Below are 23408 nucleotides of genomic sequence, written 5' to 3'. Positions count from 1 at the left end.
CCAAACCTTTGGGGCGACGGATGGCACGCAGGCGAGGCATGCTCACGCTCGACGAACTGCGGGCGCGCGTGGACGCGGGCACGATCGACACCGTGCTCGTCGCGCTCACCGACATGCAGGGCAGGCTGCAGGGCAAGCGCTGCTCGGCCGAGTACTTCCTGGACGAGGTCGTCGGCCACGCCACCGAGGCCTGCAACTACCTCCTCGCCGTCGACGTCGACATGAACACCGTCGACGGCTACGCGCTCTCCTCCTGGGACAGCGGCTACGGCGACTTCGTGCTGCGCCCCGACTTCGACACCCTGCGGGAGATCCCCTGGCAGGAGGGCACCGCCCTGGTGCTGGCCGACGTCGAGCGCGTGCAGGGCGGCGCGGTGAGCGTGTCGCCGCGGCAGATCCTGCGCCGGCAGCTCGACCGGCTCGCCGAACGCGGGCTCGCCGCCTTCGTCGGCACCGAGCTCGAGTTCATCGTCTTCGACGACACCTACGAGGCCGCCTGGGACAAGCGCTACCACGGCCTCAAGCCCGCCAACCAGTACAACGTCGACTACTCGATGCTCGGCACGGCGCGCCTCGAGCCGCTGCTGCGCCGCATCCGCAACGACATGGCGGGCGCCGGGCTCTACCCCGAATCCGCCAAGGGCGAGTGCAACCCCGGCCAGCAGGAGATCGCCTTCCGCTACACCGACGCGCTCGCCACCTGCGACAACCACAGCGTCTACAAGAACGGCGCCAAGGAGATCGCCGCGCAGGAGGGCAAGAGCCTCACCTTCATGGCGAAGTACAACGAGCGCGAGGGCAACTCCTGCCACATCCACATCAGCCTGCGCTCGGCCGAGGGCCGGGCCGTCCTCGCGGGCGACAGCGAGCACGGCTTCTCGAAGCTGATGGAGCACTTCCTGGCCGGCCAGCTCGCCGGGCTGCACGAGCTGACCTACTTCTTCGCGCCGAACGTCAACTCCTACAAGCGGTTCGTACCCGGCAGCTTCGCGCCGACCGCGATCGCCTGGGGCACCGACAACCGCACGTGCGCGCTGCGTGTCGTCGGGCACGGCGAGTCGCTGCGCGTCGAGAACCGCGTGCCGGGCGGGACGTCAACCCGTACCTCGCCGTCGCCGCGCTGATCGCCGCCGGGCTCCACGGCATCGAGAACGAGCTGGAGCTCGAAGAACCCTTCACCGGCAACGCCTACCACTCCGGCCGGGACACCGTGCCGACGACGCTGCCCGAGGCCGCCGCGGCCCTGGCCGGCAGCGAGCTGGCGCGCGCGGCCTTCGGCGACGAGGTCGTCGACCACTACCTGAACGCGGCGAAGATCGAAATCGACGCCTACAACGCCGCCGTCACCGACTGGGAGCTGATCCGTGGCTTCGAACGGCTCTGACGACCGACCGGTCATCGGCCTCACCAGCTATCTGGAGCCGGCCAAGTTCCTGGTCTGGGAAACCGAAGCCGCGCTGCTGCACCGGGTCTACGTCGACTGCGTGGTCGCCGCGGGCGGCATCCCGGTGCTGCTGCCCCCGGTGTCCGACGCCTACGAGCGCCTGGTGTCCACTGTGGACGGGCTGGTGCTCACCGGCGGCGCCGACGTCGAGCCCGGGCGCTACGGCGCCGAGCCGCACCCGGCCACCTACGTCCGGCCGGAGCGGGACGCCTTCGAGTTCGGCCTGTTCGAAGCCGCGCGCAAAGCAGGCAAGCCGGTGCTCGGCGTGTGCCGCGGCCTGCAGGTGATGAGCGTCGCCCTGGGCGGCACCCTGACCCAGCACCTGCCGGAGGCCAGGGAAACGACCGAACACCAGCCCGCGCCGGCGACGTTCGGCCGCGGCACGGTCACCCTCGCCGAGGGCAGCCGGGCGGCGGCGATCCTCGGTCCCGAAACCAAGACGCTCTGCTACCACCACCAGGCGATCGACCGGCTCGGCGCCGGGCTGGAGCCGGTCGGGTGGGCCGCCGACGGCACGATCGAGGCCGCTGAACTCCCCGGTGAGTTCACCCTCGGCGTCCAGTGGCACCCCGAGCAGGACAGCGACGACGTCCGGCTGTTCCAGGCTCTCGTCGAAGCGAGCAAGGAGAACCGATGACCACCTTTGACGTCCTCAACCCGGCCACCGAGGAGGTGGTGCGGAGCGTCCCCCTCACCAGCGCGGAGGAGACCGACGCGGCGATCGCCCGCGCCCACGCGGCCTTCCCGGGCTGGCGCGACGTCACCCCCGGCGACCGGGCCCGGCTGCTGCGCCGGTTCGCCGACGCCGTCGAGGCCGACATCGAAAACCTCGCCCGCCTGGAGGTCGAGAACTCCGGGCACACCATCGGCAACGCCCGCTGGGAAGCAGGCAACGTCCGCGACGTCCTCAACTACTACTCCGCCGCCCCGGAACGCCTGATCGGCAAGCAGATCCCGGTGCCGGGCGGCATCAACGTCACCTTCCAGGAGCCCCTGGGCGTGGTCGGCGTGATCGTCCCGTGGAACTTCCCGATGCCGATCGCCGGCTGGGGGTTCGCGCCCGCGCTCGCCGCCGGGAACACCGTCGTCCTCAAGCCCGCCGAGCTGACGCCGCTGACCGCCATCCGGCTGGCCGAGCTGGCGCGGGAGGCGGGCATCCCCGAGGACGTCTTCCAGGTGCTGCCCGGCAAGGGGTCCGTGGTGGGGCAGCGGTTCGTGGACCACCCGGGCGTGCGCAAGGTCGTCTTCACCGGCTCGACCGAGGTCGGCAAGCAGATCATGGCCGGCTGCGCGGCGCAGGTGAAGCGCGTGACGCTGGAGCTGGGCGGCAAGAACGCGAACATCGTCTTCGCCGACTCCGACCTGGAGAAAGCCGCCGCGACCGCGCCCTACGGCGTCTTCGACAACGCCGGCCAGGACTGCTGCGCCCGCTCGCTCATCCTGGTGCAGGCGAGCGCGTACGACCGCTTCATGGAACTCCTGGAGCCCGCGGTGCACGGCGTCGTCGTCGGCGACCCCGGCGACGAGAAGACCGAGATGGGCCCGCTGATCTCGGCCGCGCACCGGGCGAAGGTCGCCTCCTACGTCCCGGAAGACGCGCCCGTCGCGTTCCGCGGCACCGCCCCCGATGGCCGCGGCTTCTGGTTCCCGCCGACCGTCCTGACCCCGCCCGACCTGCGGCACCCGGCCGCGGCGGAGGAGGTCTTCGGCCCGGTCGTCGCCGTCGTGCCGTTCGCGGAGGAGGCCGACGCGATCCGGATGGCCAACGCGACCGAGTACGGCCTGTCGGGGTCGATCTGGACCCGCGACGCCGGTCGCGCGTTCCGAGTTGCGCGCGGCGTCGAATCCGGCAACCTCTCGGTGAACTCGCACTCGTCGGTGCGCTACTGGACGCCGTTCGGCGGCTTCAAGCAGTCCGGTCTCGGCCGCGAGCTCGGCCCGGACGCCGCCGCGGCGTTCACCGAAACCAAGAACGTCTTTCTGAGCACGGAGGAGTAATGGTCCAGCGTTTCGAAGGCCGCGTCGCGGTCATCACCGGCGGCGCCAGCGGCATCGGGCTCGCCTCGGCCCGGCGCCTGGCGAGCGAAGGCGCGAAGGTCGTCATCGCGGACCTCTCGCCGGCCGAGGGCAAGGCGGCCGCCGACGAGATCGGCGGCGCGTTCATCCAGACCGACGTCACCGACGCCGAGCAGGTCGAGAACCTGTTCCACAGCACGGTCGAGCAGTTCGGCTCGGTCGACGTCGCGTTCAACAACGCCGGCATCTCCCCGCCCGAGGACGACTCCATCCTGACCACCGGCATCGAGGCGTGGGACCGCGTGCAGCGGGTCAACCTGACCTCGGTGTACCACTGCTGCAAGGCCGTCCTGCCGCACATGCAGCGCCAGGGCAAGGGCTCGATCATCAACACGGCGTCGTTCGTGGCGGTGATGGGCGCGGCGACCTCGCAGATCTCCTACACCGCGTCCAAGGGCGGCGTGCTCGCGATGAGCCGCGAGCTGGGCGTCCAGTTCGCGCGGGAGAACATCCGCGTCAACGCGCTGTGCCCGGGACCGGTGAACACCCCGCTGCTCAAGGAGCTGTTCGCCAAGGACCCGGAACGCGCGGCGCGGCGGCTGGTGCACGTCCCGGTCGGCCGCTTCGCCGAGCCCGAGGAGATCGCGGCCGCGGTGGCGTTCCTGGCCAGCGACGACGCCAGCTTCATCACGGCCTCGCAGTTCCTGGTCGACGGCGGCATTTCGGGGGCGTACGTCACCCCGATCTGACAAGCTGGCGCGATGACGGCAGAGCGGTTGGTGCCCACCCAGGACGACGTGCTCGGGTACTTCGACGCGCTGTCGAACTGGGGGCGGTGGGGCGAAGACGACGAGCTCGGCACGCTGAACCACATCACCGACGCCGTCCGGCTGGCGTCGGCGCGGGCCGTGCGCCACGGCCGGAGCGTGTCGTGCGCGTGGGAGGTGGCCGTGCCCGAAGAGATGGAGCGGTCGACGACGACGTGCCCGTGCTTCGCCGAGATGCCGGGTGCGGAGAACATGCCGTTGCCCGGGTTCCGCAACGACCGGCACTGGGGCTACTCGAACGAGCGCCTCGGCATCCTGTTCCACGGCAACACGGTCACCCACGTCGACTCGCCGTGCCACATCTTCTGGGACGGCAAGATGTACAACGGGCGGTCGCACGCGCTGGTCGGCGCCGAGACGGGAGCGGCGTGGGGAGCCGTCACGGCGGCGGCGGACGGAATCGTCACGCGCGGGGTCCTGCTGGACATCGCGAAGGTCCGCGGTGTGCCTTCGCTGGAACCGGGTGATGGGGTGTTCCCCGGCGACCTCGAGGAGGCCGAGCGCCGCCAGGGTGTCCGGGTGCGCTCCGGCGACGCGGTCCTCCTGCGGACCGGCTACGGCCGCGTCCGGCACGAGGCCGGGGCGTCCGGCGGCGTCACGCAGGCCGGCTGGCACGCGTCCTGCCTGCCGTGGCTGCACGAACGGGGAGTGGCGCTGATCGGTGCCGACACGCCCACCGACGTCCAGCCGTCGGGGTACGACGACCTGGCGATGCCGGTGCACACCGTGGGCCTCGTCGCGATGGGCCTCTGGCTGCTCGACAACTGCGACCTCGAGGCGTGCGCGGCGACGGCCGCCGAACTCGGCCAGTGGGACTTCCAGCTCGCTGTCGCGCCGGTCCGCTTCGCCGGCACGTCCGGCAGCCCGGTCAACCCGATCGCCACGTTCTAGCGGCGCGTCGGTTTCTTGACGCCGTAGACCTCCTTGAGGAACTTCCAGGCGGCGTTGAGCCGCTTGCGCTCCTCGGACAGGAGCCGTTCGCGGCGGCGAAGGACGCGGGTGGCGACCTCGGAGGCGAGGAAGGCGCCGGCGGCGAAGGTCAGCACGCCGACGATCAGGGTCAGGGCGATGACGGTGGTGGTCATGGTGACCAGCGTCGGAGCGCCGCGGGCGGGTCGTCCCTGCGCAAAGCTAGCCGGTTTCGTTAGCTTTGTGAGGTGACGCACTGGCGCGCCGACGAGTGGGCGGATGCGGTCCGGGCCGGCATCCGCTCGCGGGGCCTCTCCCTGGACGAGGCCGCCCGGCGCATCGGCGTTCCGACGTCGACCCTGCGGAGCTGGATCGAGCACCGGCACGCGCCGAAGGTGACGGTGTTCGACCACTGGGCCCAGCTCGCCGAGGTCACCGGGCTGGGGGAGGCCGAGCTGCTGCGCGTCGCCGGGGTCCTGCCCGACAGCCTCGCGAGCCCGGTGCACGTGGCCCAGGCGGCGAAGGCGCTGCGGGAAGGCATCGACCGGGCCGGGCAGTTCCTCCGGCAGGCCACCGCGCTCGTCTACTCCTCGCCCGGCACGCAGGTGGCCAACGCGATCGCCGCGTCGCCGATCGACTGGGAGATGCGGATCCGCTCGGCCACCCGCGGCGACGAGGTCCGCATCACCTACCACCACTACGTCGGGATCGTGCCGCCGCGGGACCTGCCGCACGACGACGCCGAGGTGCGCCGGATCATCGAGCACGACGTCCTCGGCGAGCTGTGGCGGCCGCTCGGGCTCTACTGGCGGGTCGCCGAGGTGCACGACTGGCACGAGCCGCCCCGGCTGGTCATCCAGGTGCCCGAGCAGGAGGCGACGCGGCCGCCCGTGCCGTCGCCGGTCGTCGCCGCGCCGCCGGTCGTCGTGCTGTCGCCGATCTGGGGCTACGGCGAGCTGCTGGCCTCGCTGGTCGCCGACGGGCTCGGGTTCGGCAACGTCGACTTCCGCTACTCCGGCCTCCCCGACGCGATGGCCGACCGGGTCCGCCTCACCGCGCGTGAGCTGGCCGGACCCGCGCCGCGGCTGGTGCACTCGGTGCCGCCGATCATGCTGCTGCACGGCCTCGCCGTGCCGGACCTGACCGGCCGCCTGCCGATCGTGGTCCGCTACGGCCCCCGCATGCGCGCCCGCGCGGCGCGCATCTACCGCGAGCCGCTCCTGGAGGCCGGGTTCGCCGACCCCGAAGAGGGCGCGAAAGCGATCGAAGACGCCCTCTCGGTCCCGCCGGGCTGCGCGTACTTCGAGGTGACGCTGGCGGACGAGGACGTCTTCGACGGCGACCGCCCCTCGCTCGACCGGCTCAACGACGCGGTGGCCTGGCACGCCGAGCAGGTCGTCGAACAGGTCCTGCTGGGCGCGGGCCTGCCGCCGGTGCCGCTCGGCGGCCCGTTGAAACGCCTGGTCCTGCCGTCCGGCCGGGTGCGCCGCCCGCCCGTGCTGGCCGGCCGGGTGGTCCGCCGGGGCGCGGATCGAGCCCGGCTCGAAGACTGATGTGGTGTTGGCCGGGTGATGTAGACGGACCTCGAACCCGGCAGGTACCGTGACCGTCACAACTGCAGATCGGGCCGTCGAGCCGAGGCGGGAGAGCCCTCACGAAGTCGGTGGGGCACCGAAGGAGCAAACTCCCCGGAATCTCTCAGGTACCCGCTACCGCTTCGCGCGAGGCCACTCTGGAAAGCAGGCGCACCCGCGTCTCACCCAAGGTGAAAGCCGCTCCACGAGCGGTGAAACTCTCAGGTGCCATGACAGAGGGGGAGTTCCAGCGCACCAGTGTGTGCCCGGCCCAAGGAGCTCCCGATCACCTCCACGCAGTTCGACGCCCGCCACATCGGCCCGTCCGAGGCCGAACGCGCGAAAATGCTGGCCGAGTGCGGCTACGGCAGCCTGGACGCCCTCGTCGGCGCCGCCGTCCCGAGCGCCATCCGCGCCACCCGTGACCTGGTCCTCCCGCCCGCCGCCTCCGAAGAAGAGGCCACCGCGGAGCTGCGTGCCCTCGCCGCGCGCAACCGGCCGATGACGCAGATGATCGGCCTGGGCTACTCCGACACCGTCACCCCCGGCGTGATCCGCCGGAACGTCCTCGAGAACCCGGCCTGGTACACCGCGTACACGCCCTACCAGCCGGAAATCTCGCAGGGGCGCCTCGAAGCCCTCCTCAACTTCCAGACGATGGTCGCCGACCTGACCGGCCTGGCCACCGCGAACGCCTCGCTGCTGGACGAGTCGACCGCCGTCGCCGAAGCCGTCACGCTGATGCGCCGCGCGTCGAAGTCCAAGTCGAACAAGGTCGTGCTGGACGCCGAGTGCCTGCCGCAGACCATCGCCGTCGTGCGCACCCGCGTCGAGGCCCTGGGCATCGAGGTCGAGGTCCGCGACCTGCTCACCGGCCTGCCCGACGAGTTCTTCGGCGTCGTCGTCCAGTACCCCGGCGCGTCCGGTGTGCTGCGCGGCCGCGGCTTCTACCACGCGATTTCCGAGTCGGCCAAGGCCGCGGGCGCGCTGTACACCGTCGCCGCCGACCTGCTCGCGCTCACCCTGATCACCTCGCCCGGCGAGTTCGGCGCCGACGTCGCCGCGGGCTCGACCCAGCGCTTCGGCGTCCCGCTCGGCTACGGCGGCCCGCACGCCGGGTACATGTCCGTCCGCGCCGGCCTCGAGCGCTCGCTGCCCGGCCGCCTGGTCGGTGTCTCGGTCGACGCCGACGGCAACCCCGCCTACCGGCTCGCGCTGCAGACGCGGGAGCAGCACATCCGCCGCGAGAAGGCGACGTCGAACATCTGCACCGCGCAGGTCCTCCCGGCCGTTCTGGCCGCGATGTACGCCGTCTACCACGGCCCGGACGGCCTGAAGAAGATCGCCCAGCGCGTCCACGGCCTCGCCGCGGGCTTCGCCGAGGCGCTGCGCAGGACCGGCGTCGAGGTCGTGCACGAGTCCTTCTTCGACACCGTCGTCGCGCGCGTCCCGGGCGGGGCCGCCGAGGTCCACGCGGCCGCCCGCGAGGCCGGGATCAACCTCGGGCACGTCGACGCCGACCACGTCCGCGTCGCCTTCGACGAGGTCAGCACCCCCGCGATCACCGCGAAGGTCCTTCGCGCGTTCGGCGTCGAAGAAGAGGCCGGCGACGGTGTCGCGCTGCCCAGCGGCCTGGCCCGCGAGAGCGGCTTCATGGGCCACGAGGTCTTCGGCACCCACCGCTCCGAGACGGCGATGCTGCGCTACCTGCGCAAGCTGTCCGACCTGGACTACGCCCTCGACCGCGGCATGATCCCGCTCGGCTCCTGCACGATGAAGCTCAACGCCACCACCGAGATGGAGCCGATCAGCTGGCGCGAGTTCGCCGGCATCCACCCGTTCGCCCCGGCCGAGGACGCCGAGGGCTACCACGTCCTCGTCGCCCAGCTCGCCGAGTGGCTGGCCGAGGTCACCGGCTACGACAAGGTGTCGCTGCAGCCGAACGCGGGCAGCCAGGGCGAGCTGGCCGGGCTCCTGGCCATCCGCGCGTACCACCGCGCGAACGGCGACGAGGCCCGGGACGTCTGCCTGATCCCGTCGTCCGCGCACGGCACCAACGCCGCCTCCGCGGTGCTCGCCGGGATGCGCGTGGTCGTCGTCAAGTGCACCGACGAGGGAAACGTCGACCTGGCCGACCTGCGGTCCAAGGTGGACGCCCACAAGGACACGCTCGCCGCGATCATGGTGACGTACCCGTCCACGCACGGCGTGTACGAGCACGACATCGACGAGCTGGCGAAGATCGTCCACGACGGCGGCGGCCAGGTGTACGTCGACGGCGCGAACCTCAACGCGCTGCTCGGCCTGGCCAAGCCGGGCGAGTTCGGCGGCGACGTCTCGCACCTGAACCTGCACAAGACCTTCTGCATCCCGCACGGCGGTGGCGGCCCCGGCGTCGGCCCGGTCGCGGTGCGCGCGCACCTCGCGCCCTACCTGCCGAACCACCCGCTGCTCGACGCGGCCGGTCCCGAGACCGGCGTCGGCCCGATCAGCGGCGCGCCCTACGGCTCGGCGTCGATCCTGCCGATTTCCTGGGCCTACGTCCGGATGATGGGCGCGCCCGGCCTGACCGCGGCCACCAAGGTCGCCGTGCTGGCCGCGAACTACGTGGCTTCGCGGCTCGCGCCGCACTACCCGGTGCTCTACACCGGCCAGGACGGCCTGGTCGCGCACGAGTGCATCCTCGACCTGCGCCAGATCACCAAGGAGACCGGCGTGACGGTCGACGACGTCGCCAAGCGGCTCATCGACTACGGCTTCCACGCGCCGACCATGTCGTTCCCGGTCGCCGGCACGCTGATGGTCGAGCCGACCGAGTCCGAGGACCTGGGCGAGATCGACCGGTTCTGCGACGCGATGATCGCCATCCGCGCCGAGATCGACGAGGTCGCAGGCGGCAAGTGGAGCGCCGAGGAGTCGCCGCTGCGCGGGGCCCCGCACACGGCCGAGACGCTGGTCGGGGAGTGGGACAAGCGCTACGACCGGGAGCTGGCCGTGTACCCGGCGGGTGTTTCGCGCAAGAACAAGTACTGGCCCCCGGTGCGTCGCATCGACGGCGCCCGCGGCGACCGTAACCTCGTGTGCTCCTGCCCGCCCCTCAACGCTTACGAAGGCTGAACCCGTGTCTCGCGAAACCTCTCTGCACGGAGTCCACAAGGGACTCGGTGCGCTGTTCACCGACTTCGCCGGCTGGTCCATGCCGGTCCGCTACGCCAGCGAGCTGGCCGAGCACAAGGCCGTCCGCGAGGCGGCCGGGCTGTTCGACCTCTCGCACATGGCCGAGATCCACGTCACCGGCAAGCAGGCGGCCGACGTCCTGGACTTCGCGCTGGTCGGCAACCTGACCGGGGTCAAGCCGGGCCGGGCGCGGTACACGATGATCTGCAACGCCGACGGCGGCGTCCTGGACGACCTGGTCGTCTACCGGCTGGAAGACGAGCACTACCTGGTCGTCGCGAACGCGGGCAACGCGAAGGTCGTCGCGGACGCCCTCGCCGAGCGGGTCGCGGGCTTCGACGCGAAAGTCGACGACCGCAGCGAGACCACGGCGCTGATCGCCGTCCAGGGCCCCAAGGCCGTCGAGATCCTGGGCGCGGTCACCGACGCCGACCTGGACGCGCTGAAGTACTACGCCAGCGTCCCGGCCTCGGTGAAGGGCCACGACGTCCTCCTGGCCCGCACCGGCTACACCGGCGAGGACGGCTTCGAGCTGTTCGTCGACGCCGACGAGGCCCCGGCGCTGTGGCGCCTGCTGCTGGAAGCCGGCGAGCCGCACGGCCTGGTCCCGGCCGGTCTCGCCTGCCGTGACACGCTGCGCCTCGAAGCCGGGATGCCGTTGTACGGCAACGAACTCACCGTCGAGCAGAGCCCCTTCGAAGCCGGGCTCGGCCGCGTGGTCAAGTTCGAGAAGCCGGGCGACTTCGTCGGCCGCGCGGCTCTGGAGGAGCGGTCCAAGCAGGACGTCCCGCGCGTGCGGGTGGGGCTGAAGGGCGCCGGTCGCCGAGCCCCGCGGCACGGCTACAAGCTGCTGGCCGACGGCACCGAGATCGGGGAAGTGACCAGCGGCGCGCTGTCGCCCACGCTGGGTTACCCGATCGCCATGGCGTACGTCGATCGGGCGTACGCCGAGCCCGGCACCGAGCTCTCCGTCGACATCCGGGGCAGGATCGAGCCCGTCGAGGTCGTCGCCCTGCCCTTCTACTCCCGCGCGTAAAGGACTTCCCCTGTGAGCATCCCCGAGAACCTGCAGTACACCAAGGAACACGAGTGGCTGAAGGTCGAGGACGGCATCGCCACCGTCGGCATCACCGCCTTCGCCGCCGAATCCCTCGGTGACATCGTGTTCGTCCAGCTGCCCGACCCGGGCTCGGCCATCACCGCCGGCGAGGTGTTCGGCGAGGTCGAGTCGACCAAGTCGGTCAGCGAGCTGTACGCGCCGGTCTCCGGCGAGGTCGTCGAGGTGAACGGCACCACATCGGACACCCCCGAGGTCATCAACTCCGACCCGTACACCGAAGGATGGCTCCTGAAGGTGCGTCTGACCGGGGACGTGCCGGACCTGCTCGACGCCGCCGCCTACGCCGCGCACACCCAGGAGAACTGATGACGACTTTCGACGCCCACCTCGCCGACGTCGACCCCGAGGTCGCCGCGGCCGTCGCCGACGAGCTGACCCGCCAGCAGTCCACCCTGGAGATGATCGCTTCCGAGAACTTCGCCCCGGTGGGCGTGCTCGAGGCGCAGGGCTCGGTGCTGACCAACAAGTACGCCGAGGGTTACCCCGGCCGCCGCTACTACGGCGGCTGCGAGCACGTCGACGTCGTCGAGCAGCTCGCCATCGACCGCGCGAAGGCCCTCTTCGGCGCCGAGCACGCCAACGTCCAGCCGCACTCGGGCGCGCAGGCCAACGCGGCCGCGATGTTCGCCGTGCTCAAGCCGGGCGACACGATCCTCGGCCTCGACCTGGCGCACGGCGGCCACCTGACGCACGGGATGAAGATCAACTTCTCGGGCAAGCTCTACAACGTGGTCGCCTACCACGTCGACAAGGAGACCGGGATCGTCGACCTGGCCGAGATCGAGCGGCTGGCCGTCGAGCACGAGCCGAAGCTGATCATCGCCGGCTGGTCGGCCTACCCGCGTCAGCTCGACTTCGCCGAGTTCCGCCGGATCGCCGACAAGGTCGGCGCGAAGCTGATGGTGGACATGGCGCACTTCGCCGGGCTGGTCGCGGCCGGGCTGCACCCGTCGCCGGTGCCGCACGCCGACATCGTCACCACGACCACGCACAAGACCCTCGGCGGCCCGCGCGGCGGGCTCATCCTCAGCCGCGAGGAGCTGGCGAAGAAGATCAACTCGGCGGTGTTCCCCGGCCAGCAGGGCGGGCCGCTGGAACACGTCATCGCGGCCAAGGCTGTCGCGTTGAAGATCGCCGCGAGCGAGGAGTTCAAGGAGCGCCAGCAGCGCACCCTCGAAGGCTCGCGGATCCTGGCCGAGCGGCTGTCGCAGTCGGACTGCGCCGACGCCGGGGTCCGGGTGCTGACCGGCGGCACCGACGTCCACCTGGTGCTCGTCGACCTCGTCCAGTCCACTCTGGACGGCCAGCAGGCCGAGGACCGGCTGCACGAGGTCGGCATCACGGTCAACCGCAACGCCGTCCCGTTCGACCCGCGGCCGCCGATGATCACCTCCGGCCTGCGGATCGGCACGCCGGCGCTGGCCACCCGCGGGTTCCAGGCGGAAGATTTCACCGAGGTCGCCGACGTCATCGCCGAGGCGCTGAAGCCGGACTTCGACGACGCCGTGCGCGCCAAGCTGCGCGACCGCGTCGAGACCCTCGCGAAGAAGCACCCGCTGTACGCGGACCTGTCCCGATGAGCGCTCAGCCCGAAGGGCGGAAGCTGCTGCGTCTCGAGGTTCGCAACAGTGAGACGCCGATCGAGAAGAAGCCGTCGTGGATCAAGACGCGGGTGCGGATGGGGCCGGAGTTCACGGAGCTCAAGGGTCTGGTTCGTCGTGAGGGTCTGCACACGGTGTGTGAAGAGGCGGGTTGTCCCAACATTTACGAGTGCTGGGAGGATCGTGAGGCGACGTTTCTGATCGGTGGGGATCAGTGCACGCGGCGGTGTGATTTCTGTCAGATCGACACGGGGAAACCCGCGGTTCTCGACCGGGCTGAGCCGCGGAAGGTGGCGGAGTCGGTGCAGGCCATGGGCTTGCGGTACTCCACCGTCACCGGTGTCGCTCGCGACGACCTGGAGGACGGCGGCGCGTGGCTGTATGCCGAGACCGTGCGTCAGATTCACGCTCTCAACCCCGGTACCGGTGTGGAGCTGCTGATCCCGGACTTCAACGCGGATCCGGCGCAGTTGGCCGAGGTGTTCGGGTCGCGGCCGGAGGTGCTGGCGCACAACGTGGAGACGGTGCCGCGGATTTTCAAGCGGATCCGTCCCGGTTTCCGGTACGCGCGGTCGTTGGAGGTCATCACGGCGGCGCGTGAGGCTGGGCTGGTGACGAAGTCGAATTTGATCCTGGGTATGGGTGAGACGCCTGACGAGGTGGCGCCGGCGATGCGGGATCTGGTGGACGCGGGGTGCGAGATCTTGACGATCACGCAGTATCTGCGTCCTTCGCCGCGGCATCACCCGGTGGATCGGTGGGTGAAGCCGGAGGAGTTCGTGGAGCACTCCAAGGCCGCGGAGGCGATGGGTTTCGCGGGTGTGATGGCGGGGCCGTTGGTGCGGTCTTCGTACCGCGCGGGACGGCTCTACGCCCAGACCAAGCGTTACCGTGGAGAAGAGCTGCCGGAAAACCTGGCCCACCTCCCCGACCAGGGCCCGGCTTCGCAAGAAGCCAGCTCCCTGCTGGCGCGATAGGAAGGGGCGGATCAATGGCGATCAGCGTCTTCGACCTGTTTTCCATCGGCATCGGCCCGTCGAGCTCCCACACCGTCGGGCCGATGCGGGCCGCACTGACCTTTGTGGACGGACTCGGCGACGACCTCGCGCGGACGTCCCGCGTGCAGGCCGAGCTGTTCGGCTCGCTCGGCGCGACCGGCTTCGGCCACGGCAGCGACAAAGCCGTCCTGCTCGGGCTCTCGGGTGAGCGTCCCGAAGAGATCGACACCGACACCGTGCCCGTCCGCATCGCGGAAATCCGCGAGTCCGGGCGGCTGCGCCTGGCCGGCACGCACGAGATCGCGTTCGACGAGGACACCGACCTCACCATGCACCGGCGCAAGTCGTTGCCCGCGCACCCGAACGGCATGGTGTTCCGCGCGTTCGACGCGGCGGGCTCGCTGCTGCGCGAGCGCACGTACTACTCGGTCGGCGGCGGCTTCGTCCGCGACGAGTCGTACGAGACGGACACGGTGTTCGTCGAGGACTCGACACCGGTGCCGTACCCGTTCCGCACCGGCGCGGACCTCCTGGCGCACTGCGCGTCGACGGGGAAGCCGATCAGCGAGATCATGCTGGCGAATGAGCTGTCCTGGCGCACCGCCGAGGAAGTCCGGGAAGGACTCCTGGACATCTGGGCGGTCATGGCGGAGTGCGTCCGCAACGGCTGCACCCACGAAGGCGTCCTGCCGGGCGGCCTGAAGGTGCCGCGGCGGGCCCGCGCGCTGCACGAAAAGCTCCTGGCCGAGGACGGCGCGGACGACCCGCTCTACGCGATGGACTGGGTGAGCCTGTACGCCCTCGCCGTCAACGAGGAGAACGCGGCAGGCGGCCGGGTGGTGACGGCCCCGACCAACGGCGCGGCCGGCATCATCCCGGCGGTCCTGCACTACTACCAGCGCTTCATCCGGCACTCGTCGGACGACGGGATCGTGACGTTCCTGCTCACCGCGGGCGCGATCGGCTCGATCCTCAAGCAGACGGGCTCGATCTCCGGGGCGGAGGTCGGCTGCCAGGGCGAGGTCGGCTCGGCCTCGGCGATGGCGGCGGCCGGGCTGACGGAAGTGCTCGGCGGAACACCGGCCCATGTGGAGAACGCGGCGGAGATCGGCGTCGAGCACCACCTCGGGCTCACCTGCGACCCGGTCGGCGGCCTGGTCCAGATCCCGTGCATCGAGCGCAACGCGGTCGGAGCGTCGAAGGCGATCCACGCGGCCCGCATGGCCATGCGCGGCGACGGCAGCCACGTGGTCACGCTGGACAAGGCGATCAAGACGATGCGCGAGACGGGCGCGGACATGAGCGTGAAGTACAAGGAGACCGCCCGCGGCGGCCTGGCGGTGAACGTCATCGAGTGCTGACGCGGCGGCGTCAGTCCCGGTGTTCCTCCGGCTCGGTCGCCAGCTTCAGCCCGACCTCCACGAGCGTCCACCCGAGCTGCTGCTTCCTCGTCCCCGCGCGGCGGCGGGGGGTCGCCCGGCCGGGTGGGCGGTTGCGGACGCCGCGGCGCAGCTCGTTCTCTCGTTCGTGGACCAGATCTTCGGCCATCAGGAAGTGCACCGGATCGCCCCCTGCGTCGATGTTCGGTGTCGGTGGTCCCATCGTTGCCGAGAGTGCCCGTCCGCTCCACCGGTTTTTCTGCCCGCGAAACACCAGTGTCACCGACAGCGACCGGGGTTGGCCACTCCGAAGGTGCCCCGCGGCCTAGACTCGCGGGATGGAGTCGACCTCGGTGGTGAATGCCGGCGAAGCGCTGTTCCGGCCGGTCCGCACCGGCAACGCCTTCGAGGAGACCGTCGAACGGCTGCTGCAGGCCATCCGGCTGGGCGTCGTCGGCGCGGGGGAGCGGCTGCCTTCCGAACGCGAGCTCGCCGAGCGGCTCGGCGTGAGCCGCGTCACGCTGCGCGAGGCCATCCGGGCCCTCTCCGACGCCGGTTACGTCGAGTCACGGCGGGGCCGGTACGGCGGCACGTTCGTGCACGACACCCTGCCCGCCCCGCCCGAGCCCGGCGGCAAGGTCGACCCCGCCACGCTGGAGGACGCGCTCAGCCTCCGCTACGTCCTCGAGACCGGCGCCGCCGAGATGGCCGCCGCCCGGTCGCTCAGCCCGGCCGACCGGCAGCACCTCACCGGCACCCTCGCCGAGGCCGCGGGCGCGGACCTGGACGACTACCGCCGCCGGGACTCCCGGCTGCACCTGGCCATCGCCGAGGTGACCGCCTCCGGCTCGCTGACCACCGCGGTGGCCGACGCCCGCACCCGCGTCAACCAGCTGCTCGACCGCATCCCGCTGCTGCCGCCCAACCTCGAGCACTCGAACGCCCAGCACGAGGCGATCGTCGACGCGATACTGGCCGGTGACGCGCCCGCCGCCCGCCGGGCGATGGCCGAACACATCGAAGGCACCGCTTCGCTGCTCCGGGCGTTCCTGTCCTGACGATGTCCTGATCTTCATCGGAATCGAACAATTCGCCACCGAACCTTTCCACCCGGCCGGTCGTCATCCGTTCGTGACCTTGCCGACCGATGACGAAGACAAGCCCGCCCGCACCGGGTGGCGCCGCGTCCGGCGGATCGCCGGCTGGACCCTCGGCGTCCTGATCGGCGGCCCGCTGATCGCCTTCTGGATCGCCTACCTGGTGCTCGACGTCCGCAGCCCGCAGGAGGTGCTCGCCGGGCTCCACAAGACCGTCGTCCTGCAGTACGCGGACGGGTCCGAGCTGCTCAAGGTGGTCCCGGCCGACGGCGACCGGACGTTCGTCCCCTACACCAAGGTGCCCGCGAAGCTGCGGGACGCCATCATCGCCACCGAGGACCCGACCTTCTGGGACAACCAGGGCTTCGACCCGACCGGCATCGGCCGCGCCTTCCTCACCGGCGTCGGCGGCGGGTCGGGGATCACCCAGCAGTACATCAAGAAGTCCACCGGCGACGAGGACGCGACGCTCTGGCGCAAGTTCGCCGAACTCGTGCTGGCCACGAAGATCACCCAGGAACAGGGCAAGGAACAGATCTTCGAAAGCTACGTCAACATCATCTCCTTCGGCCGCGGCACGTTCGGGCCCGCCGCGGCGATGAACGCCTACTTCGGCAAGAAGCTCGACGACTCCATCACCTGGAGCGAAGCCGCCTTCCTCGCCGGGATGATCCAGTCGCCGTCGGTGCACGACCCCGCAGCGTCCGGTGACCTCCACGCCACCCGGCGCTGGCAGTACGTGCGCGACAAGCTCGTCGGCCGCGGCTACGTCAAGGGCGACGAGCCGATGGCCTATCCCGGCCCGGAGATCCAGCCGCCGTCGGAGACCCGCGCGGGCCGCCTCACCTACGACGAGTTCCACGTCAAGCAGCAGGTCCTGGCCGAACTGGAACAGGACGGCTTCCCGCTCGGGCGGTTGCAGCAAGGGAATCTGACGGTCCAGACGACGCTGGACCGCGGCCTGCAGGACGCCGCGAAGAAGGCGCTGCGGGAAAGACTCGACGGCGAGCCGAAGGAGTTCCGCGGCGCGCTCGTCGCCGTCGACCCGAAGACCGGGGCCGTCCGCGCCTACCAGGGCGGTGACCAGGGGGTGCGCGACTACGCGAGCACCCCGCACGCGCTTGGCACGGCGTTCCACCCGTTCACGTTCACCGCGGCACTGCGCCACGGCTTCGGCCCGGACCAAGCGATCCCGGCGTTCTCGAAGGTCGAATTCCTCGGCGAGACCTTCCAGTACCCGGAGGTCTGCGGCAAGAAGTGCACCCCGCGCCGGGCGGTGGAAACGCACGCCGACGGCACCGTGGTCGCGCTGGCGAAGAAGCTCGGCCCGGAGGCGCTGAGCGACGCCGCCCGGCAGGCCGGCATCCCCGAAGCCGTGGACGGCGTCCCGACCCTGCGCGAAAAGGACGGCTTCCTCATCGGCGCGGGCATCGCCATCGGCCGGTACCCGGTGCGGCCGCTGGACGTCGCCGGCGCCTACGGGACCTTCGCCGCCGAAGGCCGGCGCAGCACCCCGCACCTGGTGGCGAAGGTCCGCGACGAAAGCGGCGCGGTCGTCTGGGCGCACCCGGACACCTCGAGCCCGGCCTTCGGCGACGACGACACCAGCCGCCGCGTCGCCGCGGAGGTCACCGCGACCCTGCGCGGCGGCGACGGCCCGGCGGCGGGGTACACCGGCGAGGCCGAGCACGGCACCAGCCCGGACTACCAGGACGCCTGGGCCGTCGGCTACACCCCGCAGCTGGCGACGGCGGTCTGGATCGGCTCCGACGACGAGCGCCGGCTCAAGGACGCGAGCGGCCGCAAACTGACCGGCAACCTCGTCCCGGCCGACGTCCGGCGCGCGTTCACCGCGGCGGCGGGGCCGCGCTGAGTCAGCGGACGAGGGCCAGCACGAACCCGTCGTGGCCCTTGCCGCCGACGGTCTGGACGGCGGTCGCGTCGACCCGGTCCTCGGCGGCCAGCAGGTCGAACAGCTCGCGCGCGCCGCGGACGTTCGGGTCGGTGCTGCCCGCGTCGGCCACCCGGCCCTGGCGGACGACGTTGTCGACGACGATCGCCGTGCCCGGCCGCGCCAGTTTTAACGAAGCTCGCAGGTAGTTGGCGAGGTTGACCTTGTCGGCGTCGATGAACACGAAGTCGAACGGCCCGGTCAGCGTGGGCAGCGTGTCGAGCGCGGCGCCGACGCGGATGTCGACGACGTCCTCGCCGAAACCCGCGCGCGCCAGGTTGGCCTTCGCGACCTCGGCGTGCTTCGGTTCGTATTCGCAGGTCACCAGCTTGCCGCCGGCCGGAAGGGCGCGGGCGAGCCAGGTGGTGCTGTACCCGCCGAGCGTGCCGATCTCCAGGATCGTGCGCGCGCCGGCCATCCGGGCCAGCAGGTTGAGCAGCTTGACCTGGTTGGGCGCGACGGCGATCTGCGGCAGCCCGGCGGCGTCGGCGTCGGCCAATGCCGTGTCGAGCACCGGGTCGGGGGCGAGCAGCGCGCCGGCGAGGTAGTCGTCGACTTCGGTCCAAGTCTGGTCGGTCATGGCACCTCCACTGCCAACTTAGCCCTGATGGGATCATGCCGGTCGAGGAGAAACCCGGCGGAAAGGCAGGCATGGACGACTACCGCGTCGTCGCGGACGCCATCGCCGCCGACATCGAGGCCGGCCGCCTCCGGCCCGGCGACCGGCTCCCGCCGCAGCGCCGGTTCGCGCGGCAGCGCGGCATCGCCGGGTCCACCGCGGCCCGCGTCTACGGCGAGCTCGTCCGCCGCGGCCTGGCCGTCGGCGAGGTCGGCCGGGGCACGTTCGTCCGCGCGGCGAAGCCCCCGCCCGAACCGGCGCTCGCCGAGCCCGGCGGCGCCCGCGTCGACCTCGAGCTCAACTTCGCCGTCCTGCCGGAAGAGTCGGCGCGGCTGGCCCGCGCGCTGGAACCGCTGCTGCGCGAAGACGTCCTGACCGCCGCCCTGCACCCGATCGGCGCCGCCGGGACGCCGGTGGCCCGCGAGGCGGCGGCCACCCTGCTGGCCCGCGGCGACTGGCGCCCGGACCCGGCGGCCGTGCTGTTCACCGGCAACGGCAGGCAGGCACTGGCGGCCTCGATCGCCGCGTTCGTGCCGGTGGGGGAGCGGCTCGCGGTGGAGTCGCTGACGTACCCAGTGGTCAAGGCCCTCGCGGCGCGCCTCGGGGTGGAGCTCGTGCCGATCGAGACCGACGAGTCCGGGCTGGTGCCGGCGGCGCTCGCCGCGGCAGGCCCGGTGCGCGCGCTCTACGTCCAGCCGACGCTGCACAACCCGCTCGGCACGACGATGCCGCCGCAGCGCCGCGCCGAGCTCGCCGAAGTCGTGGCCCGCCTGGACCTCCCGGTGATCGAGGACGGCATCTACACGTTCCTGCGCGACGACGTCCGCCCCTTCGCCGCCTACGCCCCGGATCGGACGGTGTTCGTCGACAGCCTGTCCAAGCGGGTCGCGCCGGGCCTGACGGCGGGGTTCCTGGTGCCGCCCCCGGCGTGGACGGCGCGGCTGGCGTCGTCGGTGCGGTCGGGGGCCTGGGGCGCGTCCCGGTTCGCCGTCGAAGCGGCGACGCAGTGGATCGTCACCGGCACCCTGGCCGGGATCGAGGCGGCGAAACGCCGTGACGCGGCCGCGCGCGCGGCCGTGGTGGCCGAGCGGCTGCCGGGCCTGCGCGGCGACCCGGCGTCCTACCACCGCTGGTGGGAACTGCCGGAGCAGTGGCGGGCGGAGACGTTCGTGGCGGCGGCGGCCCGCCGCGGCATCGCGCTGTCCCCGGCGGCGGCGTTCGCGGTGCTGCCGGGCCACGCCCCGAACGCGGTGCGGATTGCGGTGTCCGCGCCACCGGTGCCGACGTTGGCTTCGGCGCTGGACGTCCTGGCCGGGCTGGCGGCAGGCAGCCCGGACGACCTGCTCGCCGACTGACAGCGCCTGCCAGGGGCGTGCCAGCTGCGTGTGCGGTCCGCGCCAGCGATCTTCGCGAGCCTTCGGGGGTCAACCCCGGAACCCGGAGGAGCTCGCATGCACGTCACGATCATCGGCGCCGGCCTCGGCGGCCTCACCCTCGCCCGCGTCCTGCACGTCCACGGCATTCCCGCGGCGGTCTACGAAGCCGAGCCGTCGCCGATGGCCCGGATGCAGGGCGGGATGCTCGACATCCACGACTACAACGGCCAGCTCGCCGTCGAAGCGGCCGGGCTGACCGAGGAGTTCCGCGGCCTGGTCCTGGAGGGCAGGCAGGCGATGCGGATCCTCGAGCGGGACGGGACCGTGCTGCTGGACAAGGCCGACGACGGCACCGGCGGGCGGCCCGAGGTCCAGCGCGGCGAACTGCGGCGGATGCTGCTGGACTCACTGCCGGCCGGCACTGTCCACTGGGGACACAAGGTGACCGGGGTCCGCGCCGTCGGCGACGGCCGCCACGAGGTGGCCTTCGCCGACGGCACGACGGTGACCACCGGCCTGCTCGTCGGGGCCGACGGCGCGTGGTCGCGGGTCCGGCCGCTGCTGACGCCGGCGAAACCCGAGTACACCGGCGAATCCTTCGTCGAGGTCTACCTGTTCGACGCCGACACCCGCCACCCCGCCGCGGCGAAGGCGGTCGGCGGCGGTTCGATGATGGCGCCGGCCCGGCACCGGGGGATCTTCGCCCACCGCGAGGCCGGGGACACGCTGCACACCTACGTCTCGCTCACCCGGCCGTTGGCGTGGTTCGACGCCGTCGACTTCACCGACCCGGCCGCGGCCGCCGCCCGGGTCGCCGCGGAGTTCGACGGGTGGGCGCCGGAGCTGACCGCGCTGATCACCGACGGCGACACCGCCCCGGTCCTGCGGCCGCACTACACGCTGCCGCTCGGGCACCGGTGGGAGCGGGTACCGGGGGTGACGCTCCTCGGCGACGCGGCCCACCTGATGCCGGCCAACGGCGAGGGCGCCAACCTGGCCATGCTCGACGGCGCCGAACTCGGCCTCGCGCTCGCCGCCCACCCGGACGACGTCGAAGCCGCGCTGGCGGAGTTCGAAGGGACGATGTTCCCGCGCGCCGCCAAGGTGGCCGCGGAAAGCCTCGAGTTGAACGAGCTCCTCTCCGGCGAAGACGGCGAGGACACCGCCCGGATCCTGATGGACGCGTTCGAAGCGTTCACGGGCGCCGTGCGGCAGTCCTAGCAGTACCCGGTGAGCGGCCGGTGAGCGCGGTGGTCCACCGGGTGCGGGTGGTGCGGTCCGCGCCGGTGACCACCCCGGCCGCTACCATCGCTTCCCGGGTGTGATCGGGAGCGGAAGGCGGGCGCGGCGTGGACGTGGCGAGTCCTGCGCACGTCGCCACGGCGCCCCCGCCGGGGAAGCCCGCCCGGCCGCTGCTGCGCCGGAGCATCCACGCCGGCTGGGTGGTGCTGCTCGCGCTGGCCACCGAGTTCCGCGTCGGCCGGTTCGGCTTCCACCCCTCCGACCAGGGCTTCATCCTCGCGCAGGCGTGGCGCGTGCTGCACGGCGAAGTCCCGCACGCCGACATCATCTCCGCCCGGCCGCTGGGGTCGGCGGTGCTGCACGTGGCCGACTACGCGCTGCCGATGCCGCTGTTCTTCGGCTCCAGCTTCCTGTCCATGATCGAGATCATCGTGGCCACGATCGCGTTCGCCGCGCTGGTCACCCGGCGCCGGGTGCTGGACTGGGGCCCGGGGATGACGGCGATGGTCGCGGCCGCGTCGCTGATCAACCTCAACGCCTTCCCGCTGATGGCCTGGCACACCGTGGACGGCATCGCGCTCACCGCGTGCGGGGCCTGGGCCCTGGACGCGGGCCTGCGCAGCGGCCGCGCGCTCGCCCGCCGCGGCGGGCTGGTGCTGCTCGGCTGCGCGGTGTTCGTCAAGCAGAGCTTCGCCCTCGCCGCGGTGATCGGCGTGCTCTGGCTGCTGCTGCACCCGGCGACCCGGACCGGCGCCCGCCGCGCGGTCCGGCTGCTGCTGGACGTTCTCGCGCTCGGCGCGCCGGGGCTCGCGTACGTGACGTGGGTGAGCCTCGGCGGCGGCTTCACGGAGATGGTCGAGCAGCTCACCGGCGGCGTGCCCGCGTACGGCGAGCGGCTGCTCGGCCTGTGGCTCGACGACCCGGAGGTGCTGACCAGGGCACCCGTGCGGGAGCTGAGCTTCTTCGCCGCGATCGCCGTCGTGCTGCTCGCCGTCCGGCTGCCCGGCGACCGGCTCGGCGTGGCCGGGCGGGTGGCGTCCTGGGTGCTGGTGCTCGCGGGTGCCACCGCGGTCGTCTGGACCGTCGTCGACGGCCGGTTCACCGGGTCCTCGCGCTGGGCGGACGTCCTGTGGTGGATCGTCGCGGTCAGCGTGCCGGTGTCCGCGGCCGTGCGGCGGCAGGTGCCGTGGGCGGGGCTGCTCGTGCTCGCCACCGGGTTCATGACCAGCCTGTCCTGGGGCAACGACACCCCGACGCTGCTCACCGGCACGCTGGCGCTGACGTCGTTGCTGCTGCTGAGCCACCTGGTCCCGCCCCGCCCGCGGCTGGCTCGCCGCTGGGTCACCGCGACGGCCGGCCTGACCGCCGTGGCGGTGTGCGGCTGGGTCGTCGTCGCCCGCCACGACCAGGCGGCCTACCTCGACCTCGGGCACGACCGGCTGACCGAAGACCTCGGCGCGGTCACCCCGGCGATGGCCGGCATCCGCACGAACCCTTCGACGTTCCGGTACGTCCAGCAGATCCGCGACTGCGTCACCCGATTCCCGGCTCCCCGGACGGCGGTGTTGCCGGACAACGCGTTCGCCTACCCGGCGTTCGGCCTGCGCAACCCGTTCCCGCTGGAGTGGCCGCTGCCGCTGGAGATCGTCGGCGACGCGCCCGAGCGGATGCTCGCGACGGCCGACGAGCTCGACCGCGAAGGCGGCTACCTGGTGCTGTTCCAGACGGTCCCGAGCCGGTTGCTGGCCACCGGCGGCCCGGTACCGGCCGAGGTGCCTGCCGACACGCCCGTGTTCACGTACCTGGGGCTGGAGAAGGCACTTCAGGCGCGGCTCACCGGCCAGGTCGTCACCTGCGGCAGTTTCGTGGGCAAGTACGTGCCCTGAGGACGGGTCCGGAACCGAGGCCGGGCAGGTGCCCGGCCCCGGCCGGTGGTCACCCGAGGGTGCGCCGGGCCGTGCCGATCACGGCCGTCTTGTCGGTGGTCGCGTGGCGCTGCCCTGTCTTGGATACCGGCATTCCGAACTCCCCAGTTAGTGCCCGTACGGATGTACGGCGCTCGCGCGAGGGTAGAAGTA

General features: G+C 71.9%; 19 protein-coding genes, 1 pseudogene and 1 riboswitch. Of the genes and pseudogenes, 17 read left to right on the top strand and 3 right to left on the bottom strand.

Annotated features, from left to right (window positions below):
* The first annotated feature begins 38 nt into the window (after nt 1–38).
* The 5 genes and pseudogenes from HUT10_RS18120 to HUT10_RS18100 all read left to right on the top strand — a co-directional run bounded on the left by HUT10_RS18120 (nt 39) and on the right by HUT10_RS18100 (nt 5178).
* A pseudogene (locus HUT10_RS18120) lies at nt 39–1384 on the top strand (glutamine synthetase family protein).
* Nucleotides 1365–2081, top strand: coding sequence for a gamma-glutamyl-gamma-aminobutyrate hydrolase family protein (locus HUT10_RS18115; RefSeq protein ID WP_176172300.1), 717 nt, complete (start codon nt 1365–1367; stop codon nt 2079–2081). The pseudogene HUT10_RS18120 and the gene HUT10_RS18115 overlap by 20 nt, the downstream one beginning before the upstream one ends.
* A complete protein-coding gene (locus HUT10_RS18110; protein WP_176172299.1) occupies nt 2078–3442 on the top strand; it encodes an aldehyde dehydrogenase in 1365 nt (454 codons plus the stop codon). Before HUT10_RS18115 ends, HUT10_RS18110 begins: the two co-directional genes overlap by 4 nt.
* On the top strand, nt 3442–4209 hold the full coding sequence (locus HUT10_RS18105; RefSeq protein ID WP_176172298.1) for a 3-oxoacyl-ACP reductase: 768 nt from the start codon (nt 3442–3444) through the stop codon (nt 4207–4209). The genes HUT10_RS18110 and HUT10_RS18105 overlap by 1 nt, the downstream gene beginning before the upstream one ends.
* A gap of 12 nt (nt 4210–4221) precedes the next feature.
* Nucleotides 4222–5178 (top strand): cyclase family protein, encoded by a 957-nt coding sequence (locus HUT10_RS18100; RefSeq protein ID WP_254896921.1) that lies wholly within the window; start codon nt 4222–4224, stop codon nt 5176–5178.
* Here HUT10_RS18100 and HUT10_RS18095 read toward each other — a convergent pair.
* Nucleotides 5175–5372, bottom strand: a complete 198-nt coding sequence (locus HUT10_RS18095) for a hypothetical protein (protein WP_176172297.1) — start codon at nt 5370–5372, stop codon at nt 5175–5177. The two genes, HUT10_RS18100 and HUT10_RS18095, sit on opposite strands and share 4 nt — an antisense overlap.
* Nucleotides 5373–5444: 72 nt before the next feature.
* Between HUT10_RS18095 and HUT10_RS18090 the strand changes: the two genes are divergently transcribed.
* From HUT10_RS18090 to HUT10_RS18060, 7 genes are all read left to right on the top strand, one after another.
* The gene (locus HUT10_RS18090; protein ID WP_176172296.1) at nt 5445–6749 is read left to right on the top strand and encodes a helix-turn-helix transcriptional regulator; all 1305 of its coding nucleotides are present in this window, start codon (nt 5445–5447) and stop codon (nt 6747–6749) included.
* A 169-nt stretch (nt 6750–6918) separates the two neighbouring features.
* Nucleotides 6919–7017, top strand: a riboswitch (glycine riboswitch).
* Between the two features lie 38 nt (nt 7018–7055).
* Entirely contained in the window at nt 7056–9887 is a 2832-nt protein-coding gene (gcvP, locus tag HUT10_RS18085; protein WP_176177882.1) for an aminomethyl-transferring glycine dehydrogenase, read from the top strand.
* 4 nt (nt 9888–9891) lie between these two features.
* Nucleotides 9892–10983, top strand: coding sequence for a glycine cleavage system aminomethyltransferase GcvT (gene gcvT / locus HUT10_RS18080; protein WP_176172295.1), 1092 nt, complete (start codon nt 9892–9894; stop codon nt 10981–10983).
* Nucleotides 10984–10995: 12 nt separating this feature from the next.
* A complete protein-coding gene (gene gcvH, locus HUT10_RS18075) occupies nt 10996–11373 on the top strand; it encodes a glycine cleavage system protein GcvH (RefSeq protein ID WP_176172294.1) in 378 nt (125 codons plus the stop codon).
* Nucleotides 11373–12647, top strand: a complete 1275-nt coding sequence (gene glyA / locus HUT10_RS18070) for a serine hydroxymethyltransferase (protein WP_176172293.1) — start codon at nt 11373–11375, stop codon at nt 12645–12647. Before gcvH ends, glyA begins: the two co-directional genes overlap by 1 nt.
* On the top strand, nt 12644–13645 hold the full coding sequence (gene lipA / locus HUT10_RS18065; RefSeq protein WP_176172292.1) for a lipoyl synthase: 1002 nt from the start codon (nt 12644–12646) through the stop codon (nt 13643–13645). Before glyA ends, lipA begins: the two co-directional genes overlap by 4 nt.
* Before the next feature lie 14 nt (nt 13646–13659).
* On the top strand, nt 13660–15027 hold the full coding sequence (locus HUT10_RS18060; protein WP_176172291.1) for an L-serine ammonia-lyase: 1368 nt from the start codon (nt 13660–13662) through the stop codon (nt 15025–15027).
* Nucleotides 15028–15037: 10 nt separating this feature from the next.
* Here HUT10_RS18060 and HUT10_RS18055 read toward each other — a convergent pair whose 3' ends face one another.
* Nucleotides 15038–15268, bottom strand: a complete 231-nt coding sequence (locus HUT10_RS18055; RefSeq protein ID WP_176172290.1) for a hypothetical protein — start codon at nt 15266–15268, stop codon at nt 15038–15040.
* A 115-nt stretch (nt 15269–15383) separates the two neighbouring features.
* Here HUT10_RS18055 and HUT10_RS18050 point away from each other — a divergent pair, with 115 nt between their 5' ends.
* Nucleotides 15384–16103, top strand: a complete 720-nt coding sequence (locus tag HUT10_RS18050; protein WP_176172289.1) for a FadR/GntR family transcriptional regulator — start codon at nt 15384–15386, stop codon at nt 16101–16103.
* Nucleotides 16104–16176: 73 nt separating this feature from the next.
* A complete protein-coding gene (locus tag HUT10_RS18045) occupies nt 16177–18015 on the top strand; it encodes a transglycosylase domain-containing protein (RefSeq protein ID WP_176172288.1) in 1839 nt (612 codons plus the stop codon).
* A gap of 1 nt (nt 18016) precedes the next feature.
* Here HUT10_RS18045 and HUT10_RS18040 read toward each other — a convergent pair whose 3' ends face one another.
* Complete coding sequence (locus HUT10_RS18040) at nt 18017–18673, bottom strand: O-methyltransferase (protein ID WP_176172287.1); 657 nt, start codon at nt 18671–18673, stop codon at nt 18017–18019.
* 71 nt (nt 18674–18744) lie between these two features.
* Between HUT10_RS18040 and HUT10_RS18035 the strand changes: the two genes are divergently transcribed.
* From HUT10_RS18035 to HUT10_RS18025, 3 genes are all read left to right on the top strand, one after another.
* Nucleotides 18745–20067, top strand: coding sequence for a PLP-dependent aminotransferase family protein (locus tag HUT10_RS18035; protein ID WP_176177881.1), 1323 nt, complete (start codon nt 18745–18747; stop codon nt 20065–20067).
* A 96-nt stretch (nt 20068–20163) separates the two neighbouring features.
* Nucleotides 20164–21309 carry an NAD(P)/FAD-dependent oxidoreductase gene (locus tag HUT10_RS18030; protein WP_176172286.1) on the top strand — a complete coding sequence of 382 codons (1146 nt, stop codon included), beginning with the start codon at nt 20164–20166 and terminating at the stop codon, nt 21307–21309.
* 128 nt (nt 21310–21437) lie between these two features.
* Entirely contained in the window at nt 21438–23216 is a 1779-nt protein-coding gene (locus tag HUT10_RS18025) for a hypothetical protein (RefSeq protein WP_176172285.1), read from the top strand.
* The last annotated feature ends 192 nt before the right edge of the window (nt 23217–23408 follow it).

The sequence above is a fragment of the Amycolatopsis sp. Hca4 genome (assembly GCF_013364075.1).
Classification (GTDB): Bacteria; Actinomycetota; Actinomycetes; order Mycobacteriales; family Pseudonocardiaceae; genus Amycolatopsis.
Note: the sequence above shows the minus strand (reverse complement) of the source record. Positions and strands in the feature narration are given on the sequence as shown.

Coding starts and splice junctions, on each gene's coding strand:
- HUT10_RS18110 (WP_176172299.1), top strand. CDS start 2,078: ATGACCACCTTTGACGTCCTCAACCCGGCCACCGAGGAGGTGGTGCGG.
- HUT10_RS18105 (WP_176172298.1), top strand. CDS start 3,442: ATGGTCCAGCGTTTCGAAGGCCGCGTCGCGGTCATCACCGGCGGCGCC.
- HUT10_RS18100 (WP_254896921.1), top strand. CDS start 4,222: ATGACGGCAGAGCGGTTGGTGCCCACCCAGGACGACGTGCTCGGGTAC.
- HUT10_RS18095 (WP_176172297.1), bottom strand. CDS start 5,372: ATGACCACCACCGTCATCGCCCTGACCCTGATCGTCGGCGTGCTGACC.
- glyA (WP_176172293.1), top strand. CDS start 11,373: ATGACGACTTTCGACGCCCACCTCGCCGACGTCGACCCCGAGGTCGCC.
- lipA (WP_176172292.1), top strand. CDS start 12,644: ATGAGCGCTCAGCCCGAAGGGCGGAAGCTGCTGCGTCTCGAGGTTCGC.
- HUT10_RS18060 (WP_176172291.1), top strand. CDS start 13,660: ATGGCGATCAGCGTCTTCGACCTGTTTTCCATCGGCATCGGCCCGTCG.
- HUT10_RS18055 (WP_176172290.1), bottom strand. CDS start 15,268: ATGGGACCACCGACACCGAACATCGACGCAGGGGGCGATCCGGTGCAC.
- HUT10_RS18050 (WP_176172289.1), top strand. CDS start 15,384: ATGGAGTCGACCTCGGTGGTGAATGCCGGCGAAGCGCTGTTCCGGCCG.
- HUT10_RS18040 (WP_176172287.1), bottom strand. CDS start 18,673: ATGACCGACCAGACTTGGACCGAAGTCGACGACTACCTCGCCGGCGCG.
- HUT10_RS18035 (WP_176177881.1), top strand. CDS start 18,745: ATGGACGACTACCGCGTCGTCGCGGACGCCATCGCCGCCGACATCGAG.
- HUT10_RS18030 (WP_176172286.1), top strand. CDS start 20,164: ATGCACGTCACGATCATCGGCGCCGGCCTCGGCGGCCTCACCCTCGCC.